This is a genomic window from Streptomyces sp. DSM 110735 (assembly GCF_016482685.1).
Lineage (GTDB): Bacteria > Actinomycetota > Actinomycetes > Streptomycetales > Streptomycetaceae > Streptomyces.
Genome location: NZ_JACYHF010000018.1, coordinates 53,120 through 69,700, shown reverse-complemented (window position 1 = coordinate 69,700; position 16,581 = coordinate 53,120). Strand labels below are relative to the sequence as shown.

At 72.0% G+C, this 16,581-nt stretch carries 15 protein-coding genes; 9 read left to right on the top strand and 6 right to left on the bottom strand.

Annotated features, from left to right (window positions below):
- The first annotated feature begins 157 nt into the window (after nt 1–157).
- Complete coding sequence (locus IF655_RS24075) at nt 158–1,618, top strand: FAD-dependent monooxygenase (protein ID WP_199587190.1); 1,461 nt, start codon at nt 158–160, stop codon at nt 1,616–1,618.
- Between the two features lie 7 nt (nt 1,619–1,625).
- On the opposite strand, the gene IF655_RS24070 is transcribed toward IF655_RS24075, so the two are convergent.
- Nucleotides 1,626–2,198 carry a PadR family transcriptional regulator gene (locus IF655_RS24070; protein WP_199587189.1) on the bottom strand — a complete coding sequence of 191 codons (573 nt, stop codon included), beginning with the start codon at nt 2,196–2,198 and terminating at the stop codon, nt 1,626–1,628.
- 104 nt (nt 2,199–2,302) lie between these two features.
- On the opposite strand from IF655_RS24070, the gene IF655_RS24065 reads away from it, so the two are divergent.
- Nucleotides 2,303–2,728, top strand: coding sequence for a nuclear transport factor 2 family protein (locus IF655_RS24065; RefSeq protein ID WP_199587188.1), 426 nt, complete (start codon nt 2,303–2,305; stop codon nt 2,726–2,728).
- A 3-nt stretch (nt 2,729–2,731) separates the two neighbouring features.
- Here IF655_RS24065 and IF655_RS24060 read toward each other — a convergent pair whose 3' ends face one another.
- Nucleotides 2,732–3,049, bottom strand: a complete 318-nt coding sequence (locus IF655_RS24060; RefSeq protein ID WP_199587187.1) for a UTRA domain-containing protein — start codon at nt 3,047–3,049, stop codon at nt 2,732–2,734.
- A 179-nt stretch (nt 3,050–3,228) separates the two neighbouring features.
- On the opposite strand from IF655_RS24060, the gene IF655_RS24055 reads away from it, so the two are divergent.
- Nucleotides 3,229–4,311, top strand: a complete 1,083-nt coding sequence (locus IF655_RS24055; protein ID WP_374100339.1) for a hypothetical protein — start codon at nt 3,229–3,231, stop codon at nt 4,309–4,311.
- A gap of 91 nt (nt 4,312–4,402) precedes the next feature.
- On the opposite strand, the gene pepN is transcribed toward IF655_RS24055, so the two are convergent.
- Nucleotides 4,403–6,976, bottom strand: coding sequence for an aminopeptidase N (gene pepN, locus IF655_RS24050; RefSeq protein ID WP_199587185.1), 2,574 nt, complete (start codon nt 6,974–6,976; stop codon nt 4,403–4,405).
- A gap of 112 nt (nt 6,977–7,088) precedes the next feature.
- Here pepN and IF655_RS24045 point away from each other — a divergent pair, with 112 nt between their 5' ends.
- Complete coding sequence (locus tag IF655_RS24045; RefSeq protein ID WP_199587184.1) at nt 7,089–7,580, top strand: DUF1203 domain-containing protein; 492 nt, start codon at nt 7,089–7,091, stop codon at nt 7,578–7,580.
- Between the two features lie 52 nt (nt 7,581–7,632).
- Here IF655_RS24045 and IF655_RS24040 read toward each other — a convergent pair whose 3' ends face one another.
- The gene (locus IF655_RS24040; RefSeq protein ID WP_199587183.1) at nt 7,633–8,649 is read right to left on the bottom strand and encodes an aspartate-semialdehyde dehydrogenase; all 1,017 of its coding nucleotides are present in this window, start codon (nt 8,647–8,649) and stop codon (nt 7,633–7,635) included.
- A 299-nt stretch (nt 8,650–8,948) separates the two neighbouring features.
- On the opposite strand from IF655_RS24040, the gene IF655_RS24035 reads away from it, so the two are divergent.
- Together IF655_RS24035 and IF655_RS24030 are read left to right on the top strand one after the other, a co-directional pair.
- Nucleotides 8,949–9,497, top strand: coding sequence for a sigma-70 family RNA polymerase sigma factor (locus tag IF655_RS24035; RefSeq protein ID WP_199587182.1), 549 nt, complete (start codon nt 8,949–8,951; stop codon nt 9,495–9,497).
- A gap of 1 nt (nt 9,498) precedes the next feature.
- Nucleotides 9,499–10,251, top strand: coding sequence for a hypothetical protein (locus IF655_RS24030; protein WP_199587181.1), 753 nt, complete (start codon nt 9,499–9,501; stop codon nt 10,249–10,251).
- 113 nt (nt 10,252–10,364) lie between these two features.
- Here IF655_RS24030 and IF655_RS24025 read toward each other — a convergent pair whose 3' ends face one another.
- Nucleotides 10,365–13,673, bottom strand: a complete 3,309-nt coding sequence (locus IF655_RS24025; protein WP_199587180.1) for a S8 family serine peptidase — start codon at nt 13,671–13,673, stop codon at nt 10,365–10,367.
- A gap of 208 nt (nt 13,674–13,881) precedes the next feature.
- Nucleotides 13,882–14,424 carry a CGNR zinc finger domain-containing protein gene (locus IF655_RS24020; protein WP_199587179.1) on the bottom strand — a complete coding sequence of 181 codons (543 nt, stop codon included), beginning with the start codon at nt 14,422–14,424 and terminating at the stop codon, nt 13,882–13,884.
- A 106-nt stretch (nt 14,425–14,530) separates the two neighbouring features.
- Between IF655_RS24020 and IF655_RS24015 the strand changes: the two genes are divergently transcribed.
- Genes IF655_RS24015 through IF655_RS24005 form a run of 3 tightly spaced genes read left to right on the top strand, consistent with a single transcriptional unit; the run spans nt 14,531 to nt 16,386 of the window.
- Nucleotides 14,531–14,989 (top strand): VOC family protein, encoded by a 459-nt coding sequence (locus tag IF655_RS24015; protein ID WP_199587178.1) that lies wholly within the window; start codon nt 14,531–14,533, stop codon nt 14,987–14,989.
- A 2-nt stretch (nt 14,990–14,991) separates the two neighbouring features.
- Nucleotides 14,992–15,888 (top strand): pyridoxamine 5'-phosphate oxidase family protein, encoded by an 897-nt coding sequence (locus tag IF655_RS24010; RefSeq protein WP_199587177.1) that lies wholly within the window; start codon nt 14,992–14,994, stop codon nt 15,886–15,888.
- 9 nt (nt 15,889–15,897) lie between these two features.
- A complete protein-coding gene (locus IF655_RS24005) occupies nt 15,898–16,386 on the top strand; it encodes an NUDIX hydrolase (RefSeq protein ID WP_206776350.1) in 489 nt (162 codons plus the stop codon).
- The last annotated feature ends 195 nt before the right edge of the window (nt 16,387–16,581 follow it).

Sequence of the window (16,581 nt, the reverse complement as noted above, 5' to 3'; positions counted from 1 at the left end):
CTCCCGTCCGCGTACGGGTGGAGGCGGCGCCCTCGGTGTTTCCGGCGGGGCGCGGGCGGGCAGCCGTATGCCGCCCGGTGTGCCGGACGGGCGGGTCGGGCGGGTGGGCCGGACGGCGGGCTCCGGCACGTCCCGGCGTTCCGAGGAGGCGGTCCCGATGGACACGGACGTGGAGGGCGGCGCGGGCCGCGGAGTCGTCGTGGTCGGCGCGGGACCCACGGGTCTGCTCCTCGCCGGTGACCTCGCGACCGCCGGAGTCCCGGTCACCGTCCTCGAAAAACGCCCGCACCGGATCAGCAACCTCTCCCGCGCCTTCGCCGTGCACGCCCGCACCCTCGAACAGCTCGACGCGCGGGGTCTCGCCGATGAACTGGAGGCGGCCGGGGAGCCGCTGACCCGGCTCGGCTTCTTCGGCCGCCTGCGCATCGACCTCTCCGAGCTGCCCTCGCGCTACCGCCACGTCCTGGTGATCCCGCAGTACGAGGTGGAACGCGCCCTGGAGCGGCGCGCGGTCGCGGCGGGCGTCGCCTTCCGCTACGAGACCGAGGTGACCGGGCTGACCCAGGACGCGGACGGCGTCACGGTCCTGGCGAGCCGCCCGGACGGCCGTACGGAGCGGCTGCGGGCGGCGTACGTGGTGGGCACGGACGGGATGCGCAGCACGGTACGGCGCGCGGTCGGGCTGCCCTTCCCCGGCCGCTCGGTGATCCGCTCGGTGGTGCTGGCGGACGTACTGCTGGCGGAGCAGCCGCCGTCCCTGCTCACCGCCAACGCCGTCGGGGACGCCTTCGCCTTCCTCGCGCCCTTCGGCGACGGCTACTACCGGGTGATCGGCTGGCACCGGCGGCACGACGTGCCCGACGACGCGCCCGTGGACCTCGCGGAGATCAAGGAGATCACCCGGCTCGCGCTCGGCCGCGACTACGGGATGCACGACGCCCGCTGGATGTCCCGCTTCCACAGCGACGAGCGCCAGGCGCCGTCGTACCGGGTGGGGCGGGTCTTCCTCGCGGGCGACGCCGCCCACGTCCACACCCCGGCGGGCGGCCAGGGCATGAACACCGGTCTCCAGGACGCCGCCAACCTGAGCTGGAAACTGGCGGCGGTCCTGCACGGCCGGTCCGACCCCGCGCTCCTGGACACCTACCAGTTCGAACGCCACCCGGTCGGGCGTACGGTCCTGCGCAGCAGCGGCGGCATCATCCGGCTGGCGATGGCGAAACACCCCTGGTCCCTGGCAGCCCGCGAGGCGTTCGCGACCCTCCTGTCCGCGGTGCCGCCCCTGCGCCGCAAGGTGACCTCCCAGATCACCGGGCTCGGCTACCGCTACCCCGCCCCCCGCGGCGCCCACCCCCTCACCGGCCGCCGCGCCCCGGACATCGCCCTCACGCGGCACACCCGGCTGTACGAGGCGCTGCGCGACGGGCACTTCGTGCTGATCACGCCGGGGCGGTACGCGGGGACGCGCCCGGCGAACCTGACGGTGGACGAGTGGCGCGGTGACCGTCGTACGACGCTGCTGGTGCGCCCGGACGGCTATGTGGCGTGGGCGTACGACGGTGAGGACCCGGGGGAGACGGAGCGGGCGGTGCGGGAGCACGTGGGCGCGGCGGCGTAATCCGTTCCTACCGCCGACTGCGCTGCCTGCGACGCCGCTCGGCCAGGACGGCGACCGTGCGCTCGCACCAGTCCCGATTGCCCTCCTCGTAGGCGAGACCGCGGAGGCAGGTGAGGTACGGCCCGACGCGCTCGCCGTGGAGCAGGAAGTCCTCCTCGTCGCGGTCGCCGCGCAGGGTGCGCAGCAGCTTGCCGAAGAGGTCGATCTTGGCCTGGGCGAAGGCGGCGCGCTCCTGGAGCCTGGTGATCAGGGTGGCGGTGTCGACGTGGTCGGCGGACTGGACCTTGACGAGCAGGTCGTCGCGGATGAAGGACGGCTTGTCGGAGGCGCCCGCGAACGTCTCCAGCTCCGCGAGCCCGGCGCCGGTCACCTGGAACAGCCGCTTGTTCGGGCGCCCCTCCTGCACGACCTCCCGCCCCGCGACGAGCCCCGCCCGCTCCAGGTGGTTCAGCTCGGCGTAGAGCTGCTGGGGCTGGGCGTACCAGAAGTTGGCGACGCCGACGTCGAACGCCTTGGCGAGCTGGTAGCCGCTGAGCTCGCCGTCGAGGAGCGCGGCGAGGACCGCGTGCCGTAGTGCCATGGGGGCTGCTCCTGACGTATCTCCGTGACCTCTGTCCACCGACCGTGCGGCCATGCTACTCATATTCATGAGTACTCACATTCATGACTATGAAGGAGTGGTCCATGAACACCGCCGACCGTTTCCGCACCGCCGTCGAGCAGGGCGACGCCGCCGCCCTGGACGACCTCTTCACCGACGACATCCGCTTCTACAGCCCGGTGAAGTTCACCCCCTTCGAGGGCAAGCCGATGGTCCTCGGCCTCTTCGGCGTCCTCCTGCGCACCTTCGAGAACTTCCGCTACATCGGCGACCACACGGGCACGGCGGCGACGCACGCGGACCCCACCGAGGCGCCCTCGGCCGTCCTCCTCTTCCGCGCCGAGGTGAACGGCCGCGACATCCACGGCATCGACCTCCTCCACTTCGACGAGTCCGGCCGCATCAAGGAGTTCACGGTCATGGTCCGCCCCCTCTCGGCGGTCCAGACCCTCAGCGAGGCGGTGCTTGCGGGGCTGGTGGCGGACGGTCTGGTCCCGGCGCGGCCGTAGCCGTCACCCGAGCCGCATCTCGTAGCGCAGCCGCTGCCGCCGCGCCGGCATGACCATCAGGTCCGCCTGGACGGGGCGGTCGGCGCCGTCCAGCGTGACCCGGCTCAACAGGAGCACGGGCTCGTCCGGCGCCATCCGCAGCACCCCGCACTCCTCGGCGCCGGGCATCCGAGCGGTCACGTCCTCCCGGACCCGAACACCTCGATGCCCGAGCCGGGCGAGCAGGGTGACCGCCCCACCGGGAATCTTCCGCCGCTCGGCGAGAGGGGTGCCGCGGGCGATGCCGGCGGGGTAGTAGGTGTCCGTCAACTCACAGGGCATCCCGTCGAGTTCGATGACTCCGGCTGCCCCTGCTCCCGGGGTGTCAGATAGGGCATCGAGGTACTGACCCAGTCGCTGTCGCTCACGGTGTCCTCCTGCTGTCGGGGCTTGTCGACCGTCGCGGTCCGGTGGAGATCCCTTGAACTCCGCTGTTCACGACTTCATGATCTTGTGTCGTGATGCAGATTCTCTTCGTCGTCGTGGTGTTCGCCCTGCTCGGGGGGCTGCTGTTCCGGCAGCCGCTGGCGCGGGCACGGGCGAAACTCGCCGCGCGACGCTTCGACCCGGCACGCTACGACCTGCCGTCCCGTGCCGAGTTGGACCCCGGTCGTGCGGGTCCGCCGCTTCCGGCGAGTGCCCGGCAGGAACTCGCGGCGCTCGCGGAAGCGGCGTGGGCGGGCGACTGGCGGCCCGCTGCCGCGTACCTCGACCGCGCGGGCCGGGACTGGGACGAACGCTGGCATCGCGTCGAGTTGCTCGGCGGGATGGCCGCCGAGGACGGCGCGTGGCTCACACGATGGAGCCAGGAACGGCCGGACAGCGGCGACGCCGCCACGCTCAGCGCCTACGTGCTGCTGCACACCGGATGGGCCATCCGCGGCGGCGGGTACGCCCGCGAGGTTTCCGCGGCGCACATGCGCCAGTTCCAGGACCACCTTCACGCCGCGGTCGAGACCGCACGGCGGGCGGCGGTGTTCGCACCCCGGGACCCGGGACCGTGGGTCGTCATGGTGACCGCCGCGCGCGGTCTCAAGTTCCCCCACGGGCAGTTCCGTTCGCTCTGGAACGAGTTGATCCGGCGTGCCCCGCACCACTTCATGGGGCACCGCCAGGCGCTGGAGTACTGGACCCCCAAGTGGCACGGCACCGACCACGAGATGCTCGCCTTCGGTGAGCGCGCGATACACGCCTGCCCTCCCGGCAGCCCCCTCGCCGGCGTCTACCTCTACGCCGTGGCCGAACACATCAAACGCCAGGGCAAGCTGCCGACAGCTCCCTCGTCCGCGCGCAAGCGCCTGCTCGCGGACGTGCACCGGGCTCTGAACCAGGTACCCGAGGACAATCCGTACCTGCCTCCGCTGCGCCACGTTCTCGCCCACCGGCTCAGCCACTCGGGATTGTTCGACGAGGCTCTCGACCAGTTCCGCCGTATAGGTCCCTGGTGCGGCGCCGAACCCTGGAACAACCGTAAGGACCCCGTCGCCGCCTTCGACGCCGAACGCGCCGTCGCCGCCGCCAACTCCACCCGGAGCGTTTCGTAACCGCCACCGGCCGCTTCGTCGGACCCGTACCGACGCAGGCGGGCGCCCGGCCGTGAAGCCGGGCGCCCGTCATGCACAACCGCAGGGCGGGTTACGCGGAAGCCGCCGCGTCCGCCGCCTGTGCCCGCAGCGCTCGTTCGATGCCCGCGCGGGACTCCGAGACCAGGCGGCGCAGGGCCGCGTTCGGGGCGGCGGACTCCAGCCAGGCGTCCGTCTTCGTCAGGGTGTCCTGCGAGACCTGGACCGCGGGGTAGAGGCCGACCGCGATCTGCTGGGCCATCTCGTGGGAGCGGGAGGCCCAGGCGTCCTTGAGGATCTCGAAGTAGCGGTCGGTGTACGGGGCGAGGAGTTCGCGCTGGTCCGTCTGGACGAAACCGGCGATGACCGCTTCCTGGACGGCGTTGGGGAGCTTGTCGGACTCGACGACCGACGCCCAGGCTTCCGCCTTCGCGTCCGCCGTCGGGCGGGAGGCACGGGCCGTCGCCGCGTGGCGCTCGCCCGCGGCGGTGCGGTCGCGCTCGTACTCCGTCGCGATCTCGCTCTCGTCGAAGCGTCCGACCGCCGCCAGCCGCTGGACGAAGGCCCAGCGCAGCTCGGTGTCGACGACGAGACCCTCGATGGTCTGGGTGCCGTCCAGCAGAGCGTCCAGCAGGTCGAGTTGGTCGGGCGTCCGCGCCGTCGCCGCGAAGGCGCGGGCCCAGGCGAGCTGGTGGTCGCTGCCGGGCTCGGCGGTGCGCAGGTGGGTCAGCGTCGCCTCGGTCCAGCGCGTGAGCAGCGCCTCGCGGGTGGTGGGGTCCGCGTAGAGGTCGACGGCCAGCTTCACCTGGCGCTGGAGCGACTGCACGACACCGATGTCGGACTCCTTGCCGATGCCGGAGAGCACCAGCGAGAGGTAGTCACGGGTGGCCAGCTCGCCGTCGCGGGTCATGTCCCAGGCGGAAGCCCAGCTCAGCGCGCGCGGCAGGGACTCCGCGAAGTCACCGAGGTGCTCGGTGACGACCGCCAGCGACTCCTCGTCCAGGCGGACCTTCGCGTACGACAGGTCGTCGTCGTTGAGCAGGATCACCGCCGGGCGGCGCACGCCGGACAGCTCGGGCACGGCCGTCAGCTCGCCGTCCACGTCCAGCTCGACGCGCTTGACCCGCACCAGCTTGCCCGCGTCGTCCAGGTCGTACAGACCGATCGCGATGCGGTGCGGACGCAGCGTCGGCTCGCCCTTGGCGCCGGTCGGCAGCGCGGGCGCCTCCTGGCGGACGGCGAAGGAGGTGATGACACCCTCCGCGTCCGTCTCCACCTCGGGGCGCAGCACGTTGATGCCCGCCGTCTCCAGCCACTTCTTCGACCAGGTCTTCAGATCGCGCCCGGAGGTCTCCTCCAGCGCGCCGAGCAGGTCGGACAGGCGCGTGTTGCCGAACGCGTGCCGCTTGAAGTACGCCTGCACGCCGTTGAAGAACTCGTCCTCACCGACGTACGCCACCAACTGCTTCAGCACCGAGGCGCCCTTGGCGTACGTGATGCCGTCGAAGTTGACCAGCACGTCGTCCAGGTCGCGGATGTCCGCCATGATCGGGTGCGTGGACGGCAGTTGGTCCTGCCGGTACGCCCACGTCTTCATCGAGTTGGCGAACGTGGTCCACGAGTGCGGCCACCGCGAGCCCGGCGCGGACGCCTGGCAGGCGATCGAGGTGAAGGTGGCGAACGACTCGTTCAGCCACAGGTCGTTCCACCACTCCATGGTGACCAGGTCGCCGAACCACATGTGCGCCAGCTCGTGCAGGATGGTCTCCGCGCGCATCTCGTACGCCGCGTCGGTCACCTTGGACCGGAAGACGTACTGATCGCGGATGGTCACCGCGCCCGCGTTCTCCATCGCGCCCGCGTTGAACTCCGGCACGAAGAGCTGGTCGTACTTCTTGAACGGGTACGCGAAGTCGAACTTCTCCTGGAACCAGTCGAAGCCCTGCCGCGTGACCTCGAAGATCGCGTCCGAGTCCAGGTACTCCGCGAGCGAGGGACGGCAGTAGATGCCGAGCGGCACGGACTGCCCGTCCTTCTCGTACACGCTGTGCACCGAGTGGTACGGGCCGACGATCAGCGCCGTGATGTACGACGAGATGCGCGGGGTCGGCTCGAACGCCCAGACGTTGTCCTTGGGCTCCGGGGTGGGGGAGTTGGAGATGACCGTCCAGCCCTCGGGCGCCTTCACCGTGAATTGGAAGGTCGCCTTGAGGTCCGGCTGCTCGAAGGAGGCGAACACGCGCCGCGCGTCCGGCACCTCGAACTGCGTGTACAGGTACGCCTGTTCGTCCACCGGGTCGACGAACCGGTGCAGACCCTCACCGGTGTTGGTGTACGCGCAGTCCGCGACCACCCGCAGGACGTTGCGCCCCTGGAGCAGTCCGGGCAGCGCGATCCGCGAGTCCTTGAAGACCTCCGCCGGGTCCAGCGCGTCGCCGTTCAGCGTCACCTCGTGCACCGTCGGGGCGACCAGGTCGATGAAGGAGTCGACATTGTTCCGCTCGACGTCGAAGCGCACCGTGGTCACGGACCGGTAGGTCCCTCCCTCCTGCGCGCCGGACAGGTCGAGATCGATCTCGTACGAGTCAACGGTGAGCAGCTCCGCCCGCTGCTGCGCCTCTTCGCGAGTCAGGTTTGTGCCAGGCACGCGGTCATCTCCTCGTTATGTGTGGGTTGCGCCATCCTTCCACGCAACTTCCGCGAACGCGATGTCCATAACCCGCCGGTCACCGGCCCGCCCGGCGACGAGCCTGGGGAGCATGACGACAGATACGACGCCCCCTCACGTACCGTGCGCCATCACGGAGCCGGTCCTCGCCCAACTGCGGACGGCGGACGACGCCGGACGCCCCCTCACCGCCGTCACCGACCCCGAGGGCGGCGCCCCGCTCCGCTGCTGTCTGCGGCGCAGCGCGCCCGGGGAGCGGATCGCCCTGGTCTCCTACGCGCCCCTGCGGCGCTGGGCCGCCCGGACCGGGGTCGCACCGGGGGCGTACGACGAGCAGGGACCGGTGTTCATCCACGCCGAGGCGTGCGGTGGTCCGGAGTCCGGGGGGCTCGCTTTCACCCGGGCGCACCGGGTCCTGCGGCGCTACTCCCGGGACGGACGGATTCTCGGCGGTCGGCTGGTCACCCCGCCCGAGGATTTCGACGGCGCCCTCAGCGAGGCGTTCACCGACCCCGAGGTGGCGCTCGTGCACGTCAGGGCGGTGGAGTACGGCTGCTTCCTGTACGAGGTGCGCAGGCCGTGAAGCGTGCCGGGGCGCGCATCACGACAGGCGCGCCCCCGACACCACAAGCGGGTCAGCCCTTCAGCTCCTCCGCCACCAGCTCCGCGATCTGCACCGCGTTCAGCGCGGCGCCCTTGCGGAGGTTGTCGTTGGAGATGAACAGGGCGAGACCGTGGTCGACCGTCTCGTCGGCGCGGATGCGACCCACGTACGACGGGTCCTGGCCGGCCGCCTGGAGCGGGGTCGGGATGTCGGACAGGGCGACGCCCGGCGCCCCGGCCAGCAGCTCGGTGGCGCGCTCCGGGGGGATCGGGCGGGCGAAACGGGCGTTGACCTGGAGGGAGTGGCCGGAGAAGACCGGGACGCGGACGCAGGTGCCGGAGACCTTGAGACCGGGGATCTCCAGGATCTTGCGGGACTCGTGGCGCAGCTTCTGCTCCTCGTCGGTCTCGTTCAGACCGTCGTCCACGATCGAGCCCGCCAGCGGGAGCACGTTGAAGGCGATCGGGCGCTTGTAGACCTGCGGCTCCGGGAAGTCGACCGCGCCGCCGTCGTGGGTCAGCCTGTCGGCGTCGGCCACGACCTTCTGCGCCTGGCCGTGCAGCTCCGCGACGCCCGCGAGCCCCGAGCCGGACACCGCCTGGTAGGTCGCCACGACCAGCGCCTCAAGACCCGCCTCCGCGTGCAGCACCTTCAGGACCGGCATCGCGGCCATCGTGGTGCAGTTCGGGTTGGCGATGATGCCCTTGGGGCGGTCCGCGATCGCGTGCGGGTTCACCTCGGAGACGACCAGCGGCACCTCGGGGTCCTTGCGCCACGCCGAGGAGTTGTCGATCACGACCGCGCCCTGCGAGGCGACCTTCTCGGCCAGCGCCTTCGAGGTCGCGCCGCCCGCGGAGAAGATGACGATGTCCAGGCCGGAGTAGTCGGCGCTCGCCGCGTCCTCCACCGTCACGCCGTCGAGTACGGTCCCGGCCGAGCGGGCGGAGGCGAACAGACGCAGCTCGGTGACCGGGAACTCCCGCTCCCCGAGGATCCTGCGCACGACCGTGCCGACCTGACCGGTGGCTCCGACGATTCCGACCCTCACGGCGACTCCCTTGGTTCTGGCTGACTCTTGCTGCTGTGCCACATCGTTGACCGGGGCTTTTCCATCATGCGGCCGACCCCGGTGCCTCTGTCCAATTCTTTGCCCGGCTTCGCCCGGCCTGTCCGAGGGGTGGGACAGGATCACCGGGGCGGGCGGTTCCCGCCGACCCTGCCCGCGACCGCCCCGGCCACACGGCGGTGTGACGTACGCCTCGGACCTGTGACGTACGCCGCCACGGGCGCGGGCGAACGTTTCCGGTCCCTCCCGCGTCGTAGGGGCGACGCGAGAGGGGGTGGCCGGTGCTGCGCGGAAGAGCGCGCCGCGGCCAGGGGGCGTACGCCGGTGCGGAGGGCGCCGGGGACGACCCGCTGGACGCGGCCCAGGAACGCCGGGTGCGGGCGGTGCTCGCGCTCGGCGGGGTGCCGCAGTCGGACCTGCCGGACGGGGTGCAGCAGGTACGGCTGCGGCTCCTGGAGCGGGCCGCGAACGGGCAGGAGGCGCCCCGGGACGTCTCGGCGTGGGCGGCGGTCGTCGCCTCCAACCTCGCCATGGACTGGCATCGCGCCAAGCGCCGCCAGGAACGCCTGGGGGAGCGCCTGGTCGCCCTGCGCGGACCCGAACAGCTTCCCTCCGGCGAGGAGACCAGCCTGCTCTCCCTCGCCGTCGCCCAGGGGCTGGACGAGCTGCCGGACGCCCAGCGCCAGGTCCTCGTGCTGCGCTTCTACGCCGACCTGCCGGTGCGCTCGATCGCCGACCAGCTCGGCGTCCCCGAGGGCACGGTCAAGAGCAGGCTGCACACGGCGGTACGGGCCCTGCGCGCCCAACTGCACGAGGACGAGGTGGTGTGACATGACCGCCGGACACGAGAACGACGCGGGCACGGGGGCGCACGGCGGCTTGGACGCGCTGATGGCGGCGATCACCGGCGAGGAGCCGTCCGAGGAGTCCCTCCGGGACCCCCGCTTCCGGCGCGAGCACCGCGCGGCCGAGGCGGACGTCGCCGTACTGCGCCGGGAGCTGACCCGGATCGCGGAGGCGCTGACCGGGGAGGAGGCGCCGGACGCGGTGGTCGTGAAGACCACTCCGCCCCGCGCCCGCCGACGCCTGCGCACCGCCCTCCTCGCGCTCGCCGCCTCCGCCGCCGTCGGTCTGTTCGGCGTCGGGGTCTCCTGGCTGGGGTCTCACAACGCCGGCGGCGGTGCGAGCGCGGACTCCGCCGCCTCGGGCGCCAAGCTCACTCCGGAGGGGGTGATCGCCTGCGCCGGAACCGTCGCCGAGGGCACGGTCGAGCGGGTCGAACAGGCGGGGTCCCAGGGGGTGTTCACGGTCGTACTGAAGGTGGACCGCTCCTACAAGCCGTCGCGGATCGACCACCCCGAGCTGACCTTCACCGTCCACGACACCGCCGCCCCCCGCTACTACCGCACCGGCGTCCGCGTGCTCGTCGTGCTCCCCCGCTCCGCCGAGGACCCGCAGACCTTCCGCGCGGGCGACCCGCCCCCCGAGAAGGACGGCTCCCGGGACGACCTGGCGTGGGGTCGCGCCTGGGTGACCGGGGCGCTGCCGGGGGCACGCCACCTGCCGTGCCCGGGCGGAGGCTGAGCACGCGGAGGGCTGAGCACGCGGAGGCTGAGCACACGACGCCTGAGCGCGCCGAAGGGGCGGGCACCGAAGAAGTGCCCGCCCCTCCGCTCACGTCGTCCCACGTCACCCCGTTACGGCGTGACCGAGCCGATCTTCACGCTGCCGCTGCCCGCGACCGTGCCGTGCGCGTTCACCAGCCGGACCCGGCCGAAGAACTCGCGCCCGGCCGGCGGCTCGGCGTTGGCCGTGACCTGTCCGGTGACGGTCGCCGAGGCGCCGGTGGCCAGCTTGACCGGGGCGTCCGGGACCGTCACGGTGCCGAGGGTCGGGGAGAAGAACACGTCCCGGTAGTCGTACTCGGTCGTGCCCGAGGGCACCGCGTAGCCGACGACCTTGATCGTGTACGTCCCGGCGGCGGGGGACGGCAGCGAGACCGCCTCCTCCGAGTCGCCGTCGGCGGACTGGGCGACCTGCTTGCCGTTCGCGTCGTAGACGGTCAGGTCCAGGTCGGCGGACTGGTCGGAGACGTTGCCGATGGCCACGTCCAGGGACTCGGCGCCCTCCGGGACCGTCACGGTGGTGGTCCGGGTCTCGCCCTCCTTGAGCGAGGGGCGGGAGGACTCGGAGGAGCCCAGGGGACCGCCGACGAGCTTGCCGTCCAGGGCGGCGTACGTGTTGGTGACCTTCCAGGAGGCGGCGGCGGGGACGCCCGCCTTCGCCTCGGGCACCGTCACGGTCTCCGGGTCGAAGACCGCGCCGAGGACGGAGACGTCCAGCTTGTAGGGGTTGTCGAGCAGCGGCGAGGTGCGCCGGGCTTCGACCTCGACCTCCCAGACGCCGGGCTGCGGGTCGGCGTAGGAGCGCACGTCGGGCTTGCAGCCGTTGCCGTCGAGGTAGTTGTTGTAGCAGTACGGCGTGCTGGTGTTGTCCACCGGAGTGCCGTACGGGTGGATCGCGATGAACCGGGTCTGGCTGCCCGCCTTCAGACCGCCGATCGCGACCTCCAGCGCCTTGGCGCCCTGGGGGACGGTCAGGAAGTAGGAGCGGGTGCTGTTGCGCTGCACCGAGCCGGTGAGGGAGCGGGTGGAGTCCACCGGGCTCGCCACCACGACCGTGCTGAGGATCTGCTTGTCGACGCCCTCGGTGAACGGGTCGTCCACTTCGAGGATCGCGCTCTTGAGCCCGGCCGACCTCGGGGACGCCTGCACCTTGACGGTGACCGGCTGGTTCAGCGGGAGCCGCACCAGCGGGCTGCCGAGGACGCGGAAGGTGTGCTCCGGGTCGTTGACGAAGCGCAGCGCGTGCCAGAGGGCGCGGTCCGGTCCTGAGGTACGGGTGACCGTGACGTCGTACGTCTTGCGCTGGCCGCTCTTCAGACCGCCCTCGCGGTCGTAGAGACCGGTGCCGAAGCCGGGGGTCTTCAGGGCGTCGTCGAGCGCGGTGTCGACAGGCGCCTTGACCGTGTACTCGTGCGCGGCAGCGCCGTCGCGGATGGAGTCCCAGGCGTCCACGACGTCGATCAGACCCGCGCCCTCCTCGTACGCCTGCGCGCCCTTGATGTGGTGCGCGGTCGAGGTGAGCGCGGTGCGCAGCACGGCCGGGGTGAGCGTGACGTGCTTCTCCTTGGCGGCGCTGAGCAGCAGCGCGCTCGCGCCCGCTGCCTGCGGGGAGGCCATCGAGGTGCCCTGGAGCATCGAGTACCCGGCGGGCAGGGTGTAGCCCGCCTCGGCGACCGGGGAGCCGGGCAGCCAAGTCTGGGTGGTGTTGATCGCGGCGCCGGGCGCGGTCAGGGTCGGCGTGAAGCCGCCGTCCTCACGCGGACCGCGCGAGGAGAACGGCATCAGGGCGTACGGGGTCGTCACCGCCGAGCCGTAGTTCGCCGCCCAGGTCTCCTTGGAGATGGCCGCGCCGACCGAGATCACCTTGTCCGCGAGACCGGGGTCGCCGATGGTGTTGGCGCCGGGACCCGAGTTGCCCGCCGAGATGACCAACTGGACGCCGTAGTCGTCGATGAGCCGGGTGTAGAGCGCGGCGCGCGCGTTGGCGCCGTCGTTCAGCGCGGGCAGACCGCCGATGGACATGTTGACGATGTCCACGCCCCGCTTGGTCACCAGGTCGATCATGCCCTCGGTGAGCGCGATGTTGGTGCAGCCGCCGGACCAGGTGCAGGCGCGCGAGGAGACGATCTTCGCGCCGGGGGCGGCGCCGTTCATCTTCCCGCCGAACAGCCCGTTGGCGGCGGTGATGCCCGCGACATGGGTGCCGTGCTCGGACTGGATCACGCCGATGTTGACGTAATCGGCAGTCGCGCCCGAGGAGTTGTAGACCACGTCCTTGCGGATCTCGACCACGAACGGGATGCGCTCGACGACATCCGTTGTCGGGTCGTCGGTGCCGAAGTACCCGATCTGGTAGCCGTCCTTGTACGGCTTCATCGGCGGGTTGTCGCTGAAGTCCTGGTCGTCGTCGGTGTCGACGCGGACGGTGCCGGTGGCCGGGTCGTAGAGCACGCCCCAGGCGTCGGTGGTGTCGCCGTCGCGGTTGAGGTCGCCCTGCATGTCGCCGCCGGTGGTGGCGGACTCGTACAGGTAGTTGAACTTGTAGGAGCCCTCGGGCGCCTTGAAGGTCTCGGCGCTGCCGCCGGAGGGGGTGACCGAGAAGGAGGGTCCCGAGACGGACGCGGTCATCCGCCGCCAGGTGCCGTCGCCGTCGCTCACCGGGTCGGTCGCGGTGACCCAGTCGACGATCTTGCGCTCGCCGGTGGTGGTCTTCTGCAGCGCCGGGTGGCCGAGGTCCACGCCGGAGTCGAGGATGCCGATGGTGACACCCCGGCCGTCCGCCTTGGGGTGCTCCTTGACGAAGTCGACGGCGCCGGTCTCGAAGGACGGGTTGTACGGGTTCTTCGCCGGTGTCTTGCCGTTCGGCGCCGGGTAAGTGGTGGCCGTACGACCGGACTTGGCGCCCTTGGCGGTGTCCGCGCCCGGCGCCGGGTCGTCCAGCGGGATCTCCCGGCGCAGGTCGATCGCCTGCACCGAGGAGAGCTTGGCGGCGGCGGCGATGGCCGAGGTCGCCCTGGCGGTGGGGACGGTGGCGCGGACGTAGCCGACCTTGTCGTAGGTGCGGCCCACCGTGCCGCCGCTGACCGCGTCCAGCTCGTCCGCGACCCGCTCGGTCTGCCCCGGCGCGGTCGCGATCATCATCGTGACGTTCTTGACGCCCTCGGCACGGGCGTCGGCGAGCAGTGCCGCGTCGTCCGAACCGAGCTTGTCGTGCGCGGACTTGGGCTCGTTCGCGGTGGCCGGGGCGGACGGCGCGTCGGCGGCGAGGGCGAGCGGCAGGGGCCCGGCGGCGCAGAGCGCGGCGACCACGCCCACGGTGAAGGCCGTACGGGCCAGCCGTCTCGGACCGGGTATCGGATCGCGCTCGGGGGTGTGGGTCATCGGCATCCCTTGTGAGTGAGGAGTCCTGTGCCGGACGAGCGCACAGCCTTTCCCAAGGGACCGGATTTTGGGGTTCGTTGACCGAATCGATATCGATGTATGGGGAAAACCCGCGATGGAACGGAGCGATTAGGGTCGCGTCACCCACGGAATGCGACCGACTCCCTTTCCGGCGGCTCCCCTTCCGCCGACTCCCTTTCCGGGGTGCTCAGTTCTCCTTGGTGCGGGCGTAATGCCGGTGCGCCTTCGCGCGGTTGCCGCACACCGCCATGGAGCACCAGCGCCGGGTGCCGTTGCGGGAGGTGTCGAAGAAGCGCAGCACGCAGCTCTCGTGCGCGCAGACCCGGATGCGGTCGGGGGCGCGGGCGATCAGGTGCAGATAGTTCCGGGCTGCCAGCCAGGCAGGTCCCCAGGACGGGTCCGTGAACTCCGCCTCCTCGCCCGGTCCTTCGGCGGTCAGCCGGACGCGGACGCGCCCGTGCGCGAGCAGCGCGTCCACGAGCGGCGCGCCCTGCTCCGGCGGACCGTCCACCGCGACCGCCAGCGCCTCGCGCGCCTCGCGCAGATGCCGCAGCGTGCGCTCGTTGGCCGGGTACGCCCGCGCGAGCCCGTTGGACGCGAGCCACACCGCGAGCCCGTCCGTGCCGTCGAGCAGGTCCCGGGGGGCGCCGTCGTTGTTCCACCGGCTGTTGAGCAGGTCGAGCGCGAGCGGCTCACCGGTGAGCGGGCGGGGGTCGGGCGTCGCGGGCATGGGGACTCCTCTTCTCACTAACCACTCAAGCGTAGGTGACCGGTTGACGCGGGCGAATCTAACCTTCTAACGTGGGTGAAGAAGGTTAGACATGAAAGGGACAGTCATGACTCTGCGCACCGGTCACACCGGGCTGAACGTCACCGACCTCGACCGCTCGCTCGCCTTCTACCGGGACACGCTCGGTCTCGTACCGCTCGCCGAGAGCGAGCGCGACGGACGGCGGTACGCGTTCCTCGGCTCCGGCGGGGGAGGCGAGGGAGAGGCTCCCGTCCTCACCCTCTGGCAGCAGGCGGACGGACCGTACGACAGCGGGCGCGCCGGGCTGCACCACCTCGCCTTCGCGGCGGAGTCGATGGACCGGGTCCGGGAGTACGAGTCGGCGCTCAGGGCGGCGGGAGCCGAGTTCGCCCAGGCGTCGGTGACCGCCCACCGGGAGGGCGCCGCCTCGGGCGGGATCTTCTTCCACGACCCCGACGGCACCCGCCTGGAGATCTACGCCGAGAAGGGCGCCGAGGACGCCCCCGCACCGGACGACTCCGCTCCGGCCTGCGGTTTCTTCTAGCCATGGGCGCCCACAGCGTGTACCACGCGGGCTCGCGCGCCGTGCAGGACCGGGCGGGCGAACGCGAGCGCGCCGACCACGTCGGCCGCTCCCTCGGTCAGGACATCAAGCCCGTCGCCGCCGCCTTTCTCGGTCTCCAGCCCCTGCTGATCGTGGGCGCCGCCGACCCCGGCACGGGACGGGTGTGGACCTCCGCGCTCTCCGGCGAGCCCGGCTTCGTCCGCGCCACCGGTCCCCGCCAGATGTCCGTCGCCCCGGGTCTGCCCCCGGGCGACCCGCTCGCGGAGGCTCTCGCCACCCCCGGCACCGCCGTCGGCACCGTCGCCCTCGACCCGCGCACCCGCCGCCGGATGCGCCTGAACGGCCGACTCCGGCCCACGGCACGGGGGTTCGCGGTGACGGCGGACCAGGTGTTCTCCAACTGCCCCAAGTACATCCAGCGCAGGGAGACGTACGAGCGGGTCGAGCGGCGCGCACACGAGGTCTCCGTACGACGTGGTCAACTCGACCCGGAAGCGGTCGAGTTCGTGACCGCCGCCGACACCTTCTTCCTCGCCACCGTCCACCCCGGCGGCGCCGACGCCAGCCACCGGGGCGGCAACCCGGGCTTCGTACGGGTGGATTCGCCGAGCGAGCTGAGCTGGCGGGACTACCCGGGCAACGCCATGTTCCTCACCCTCGGCAACCTCCGCGCCGACCCGCGCGCCGGGCTGCTCTTCCTGGACTGGGCGACCGGCGCCACGCTCCAGCTCACCGGCGAGGCGCGCACCGAGTTCGGCACGGACGGCGAGCGCACCGTCCGCTTCACCGTCACCGAGGCGCTCACCACCCCGGCAGCCGTGCCGCTGCGCTGGAGCGCGCCCGGGTATTCCCCGGCCAACCCGGAGCCGCCGCGCTAACGTCCCTTCATGCGACGGAAGTTGAGGGTGGCGGCCTACGCCGTGTGCGTCCGGGACGGACAGCTCCTGCTCGCCCGCTCACCCGCCCCGGACGGTACCCCCGAGTGGGTGCTGCCCGGCGGCGGCATGGAGTTCGGCGAGGACCCGTACGACACCGTGCGCCGCGAGGTCACCGAGGAGACCGGCTACCGCATCGAGGTGACCGCCTTCCTCGGCACGGACTCCCTCCGGCTGACCCTGCCCGGCCGCCGTCTCCTCGGCCGCGCCACCGACCACCACGCGCTGCGGCTCGTCTACGCCGGGCGCGTCACCGGCGGCGAACTCCGCAACGAGGTGAACGGCTCCACCGACCTCGCCGCCTGGCACGACCTCACCGCCGTCCCCGCCCTGACCCGGGTCCCCCTCATCGACGCGGCGCTGCGACTGTGGCGCGAGCGACCCCCTGCGGGGCATCTGGCGACGGGGTCGGGCAGCCGGGAAACGGAGGCGGTCGAGTAGCTCCGGCCGGGTGCTCGATCCCGCCGCCGAGCCCCGGCAGGGCGGCGCCTTCCCCTCGCGGTGAACACCGGGTGACTCGCCCCCGGCGCCCCGCCGAAAGCCGCGTGACCAGCGCCGACACGGTGACACCCGGCGTAGGGCGATCGGCGGCCGGTGTTGCCACGGCGTTCACCCCCGTTTCACCCCCGATGCCAA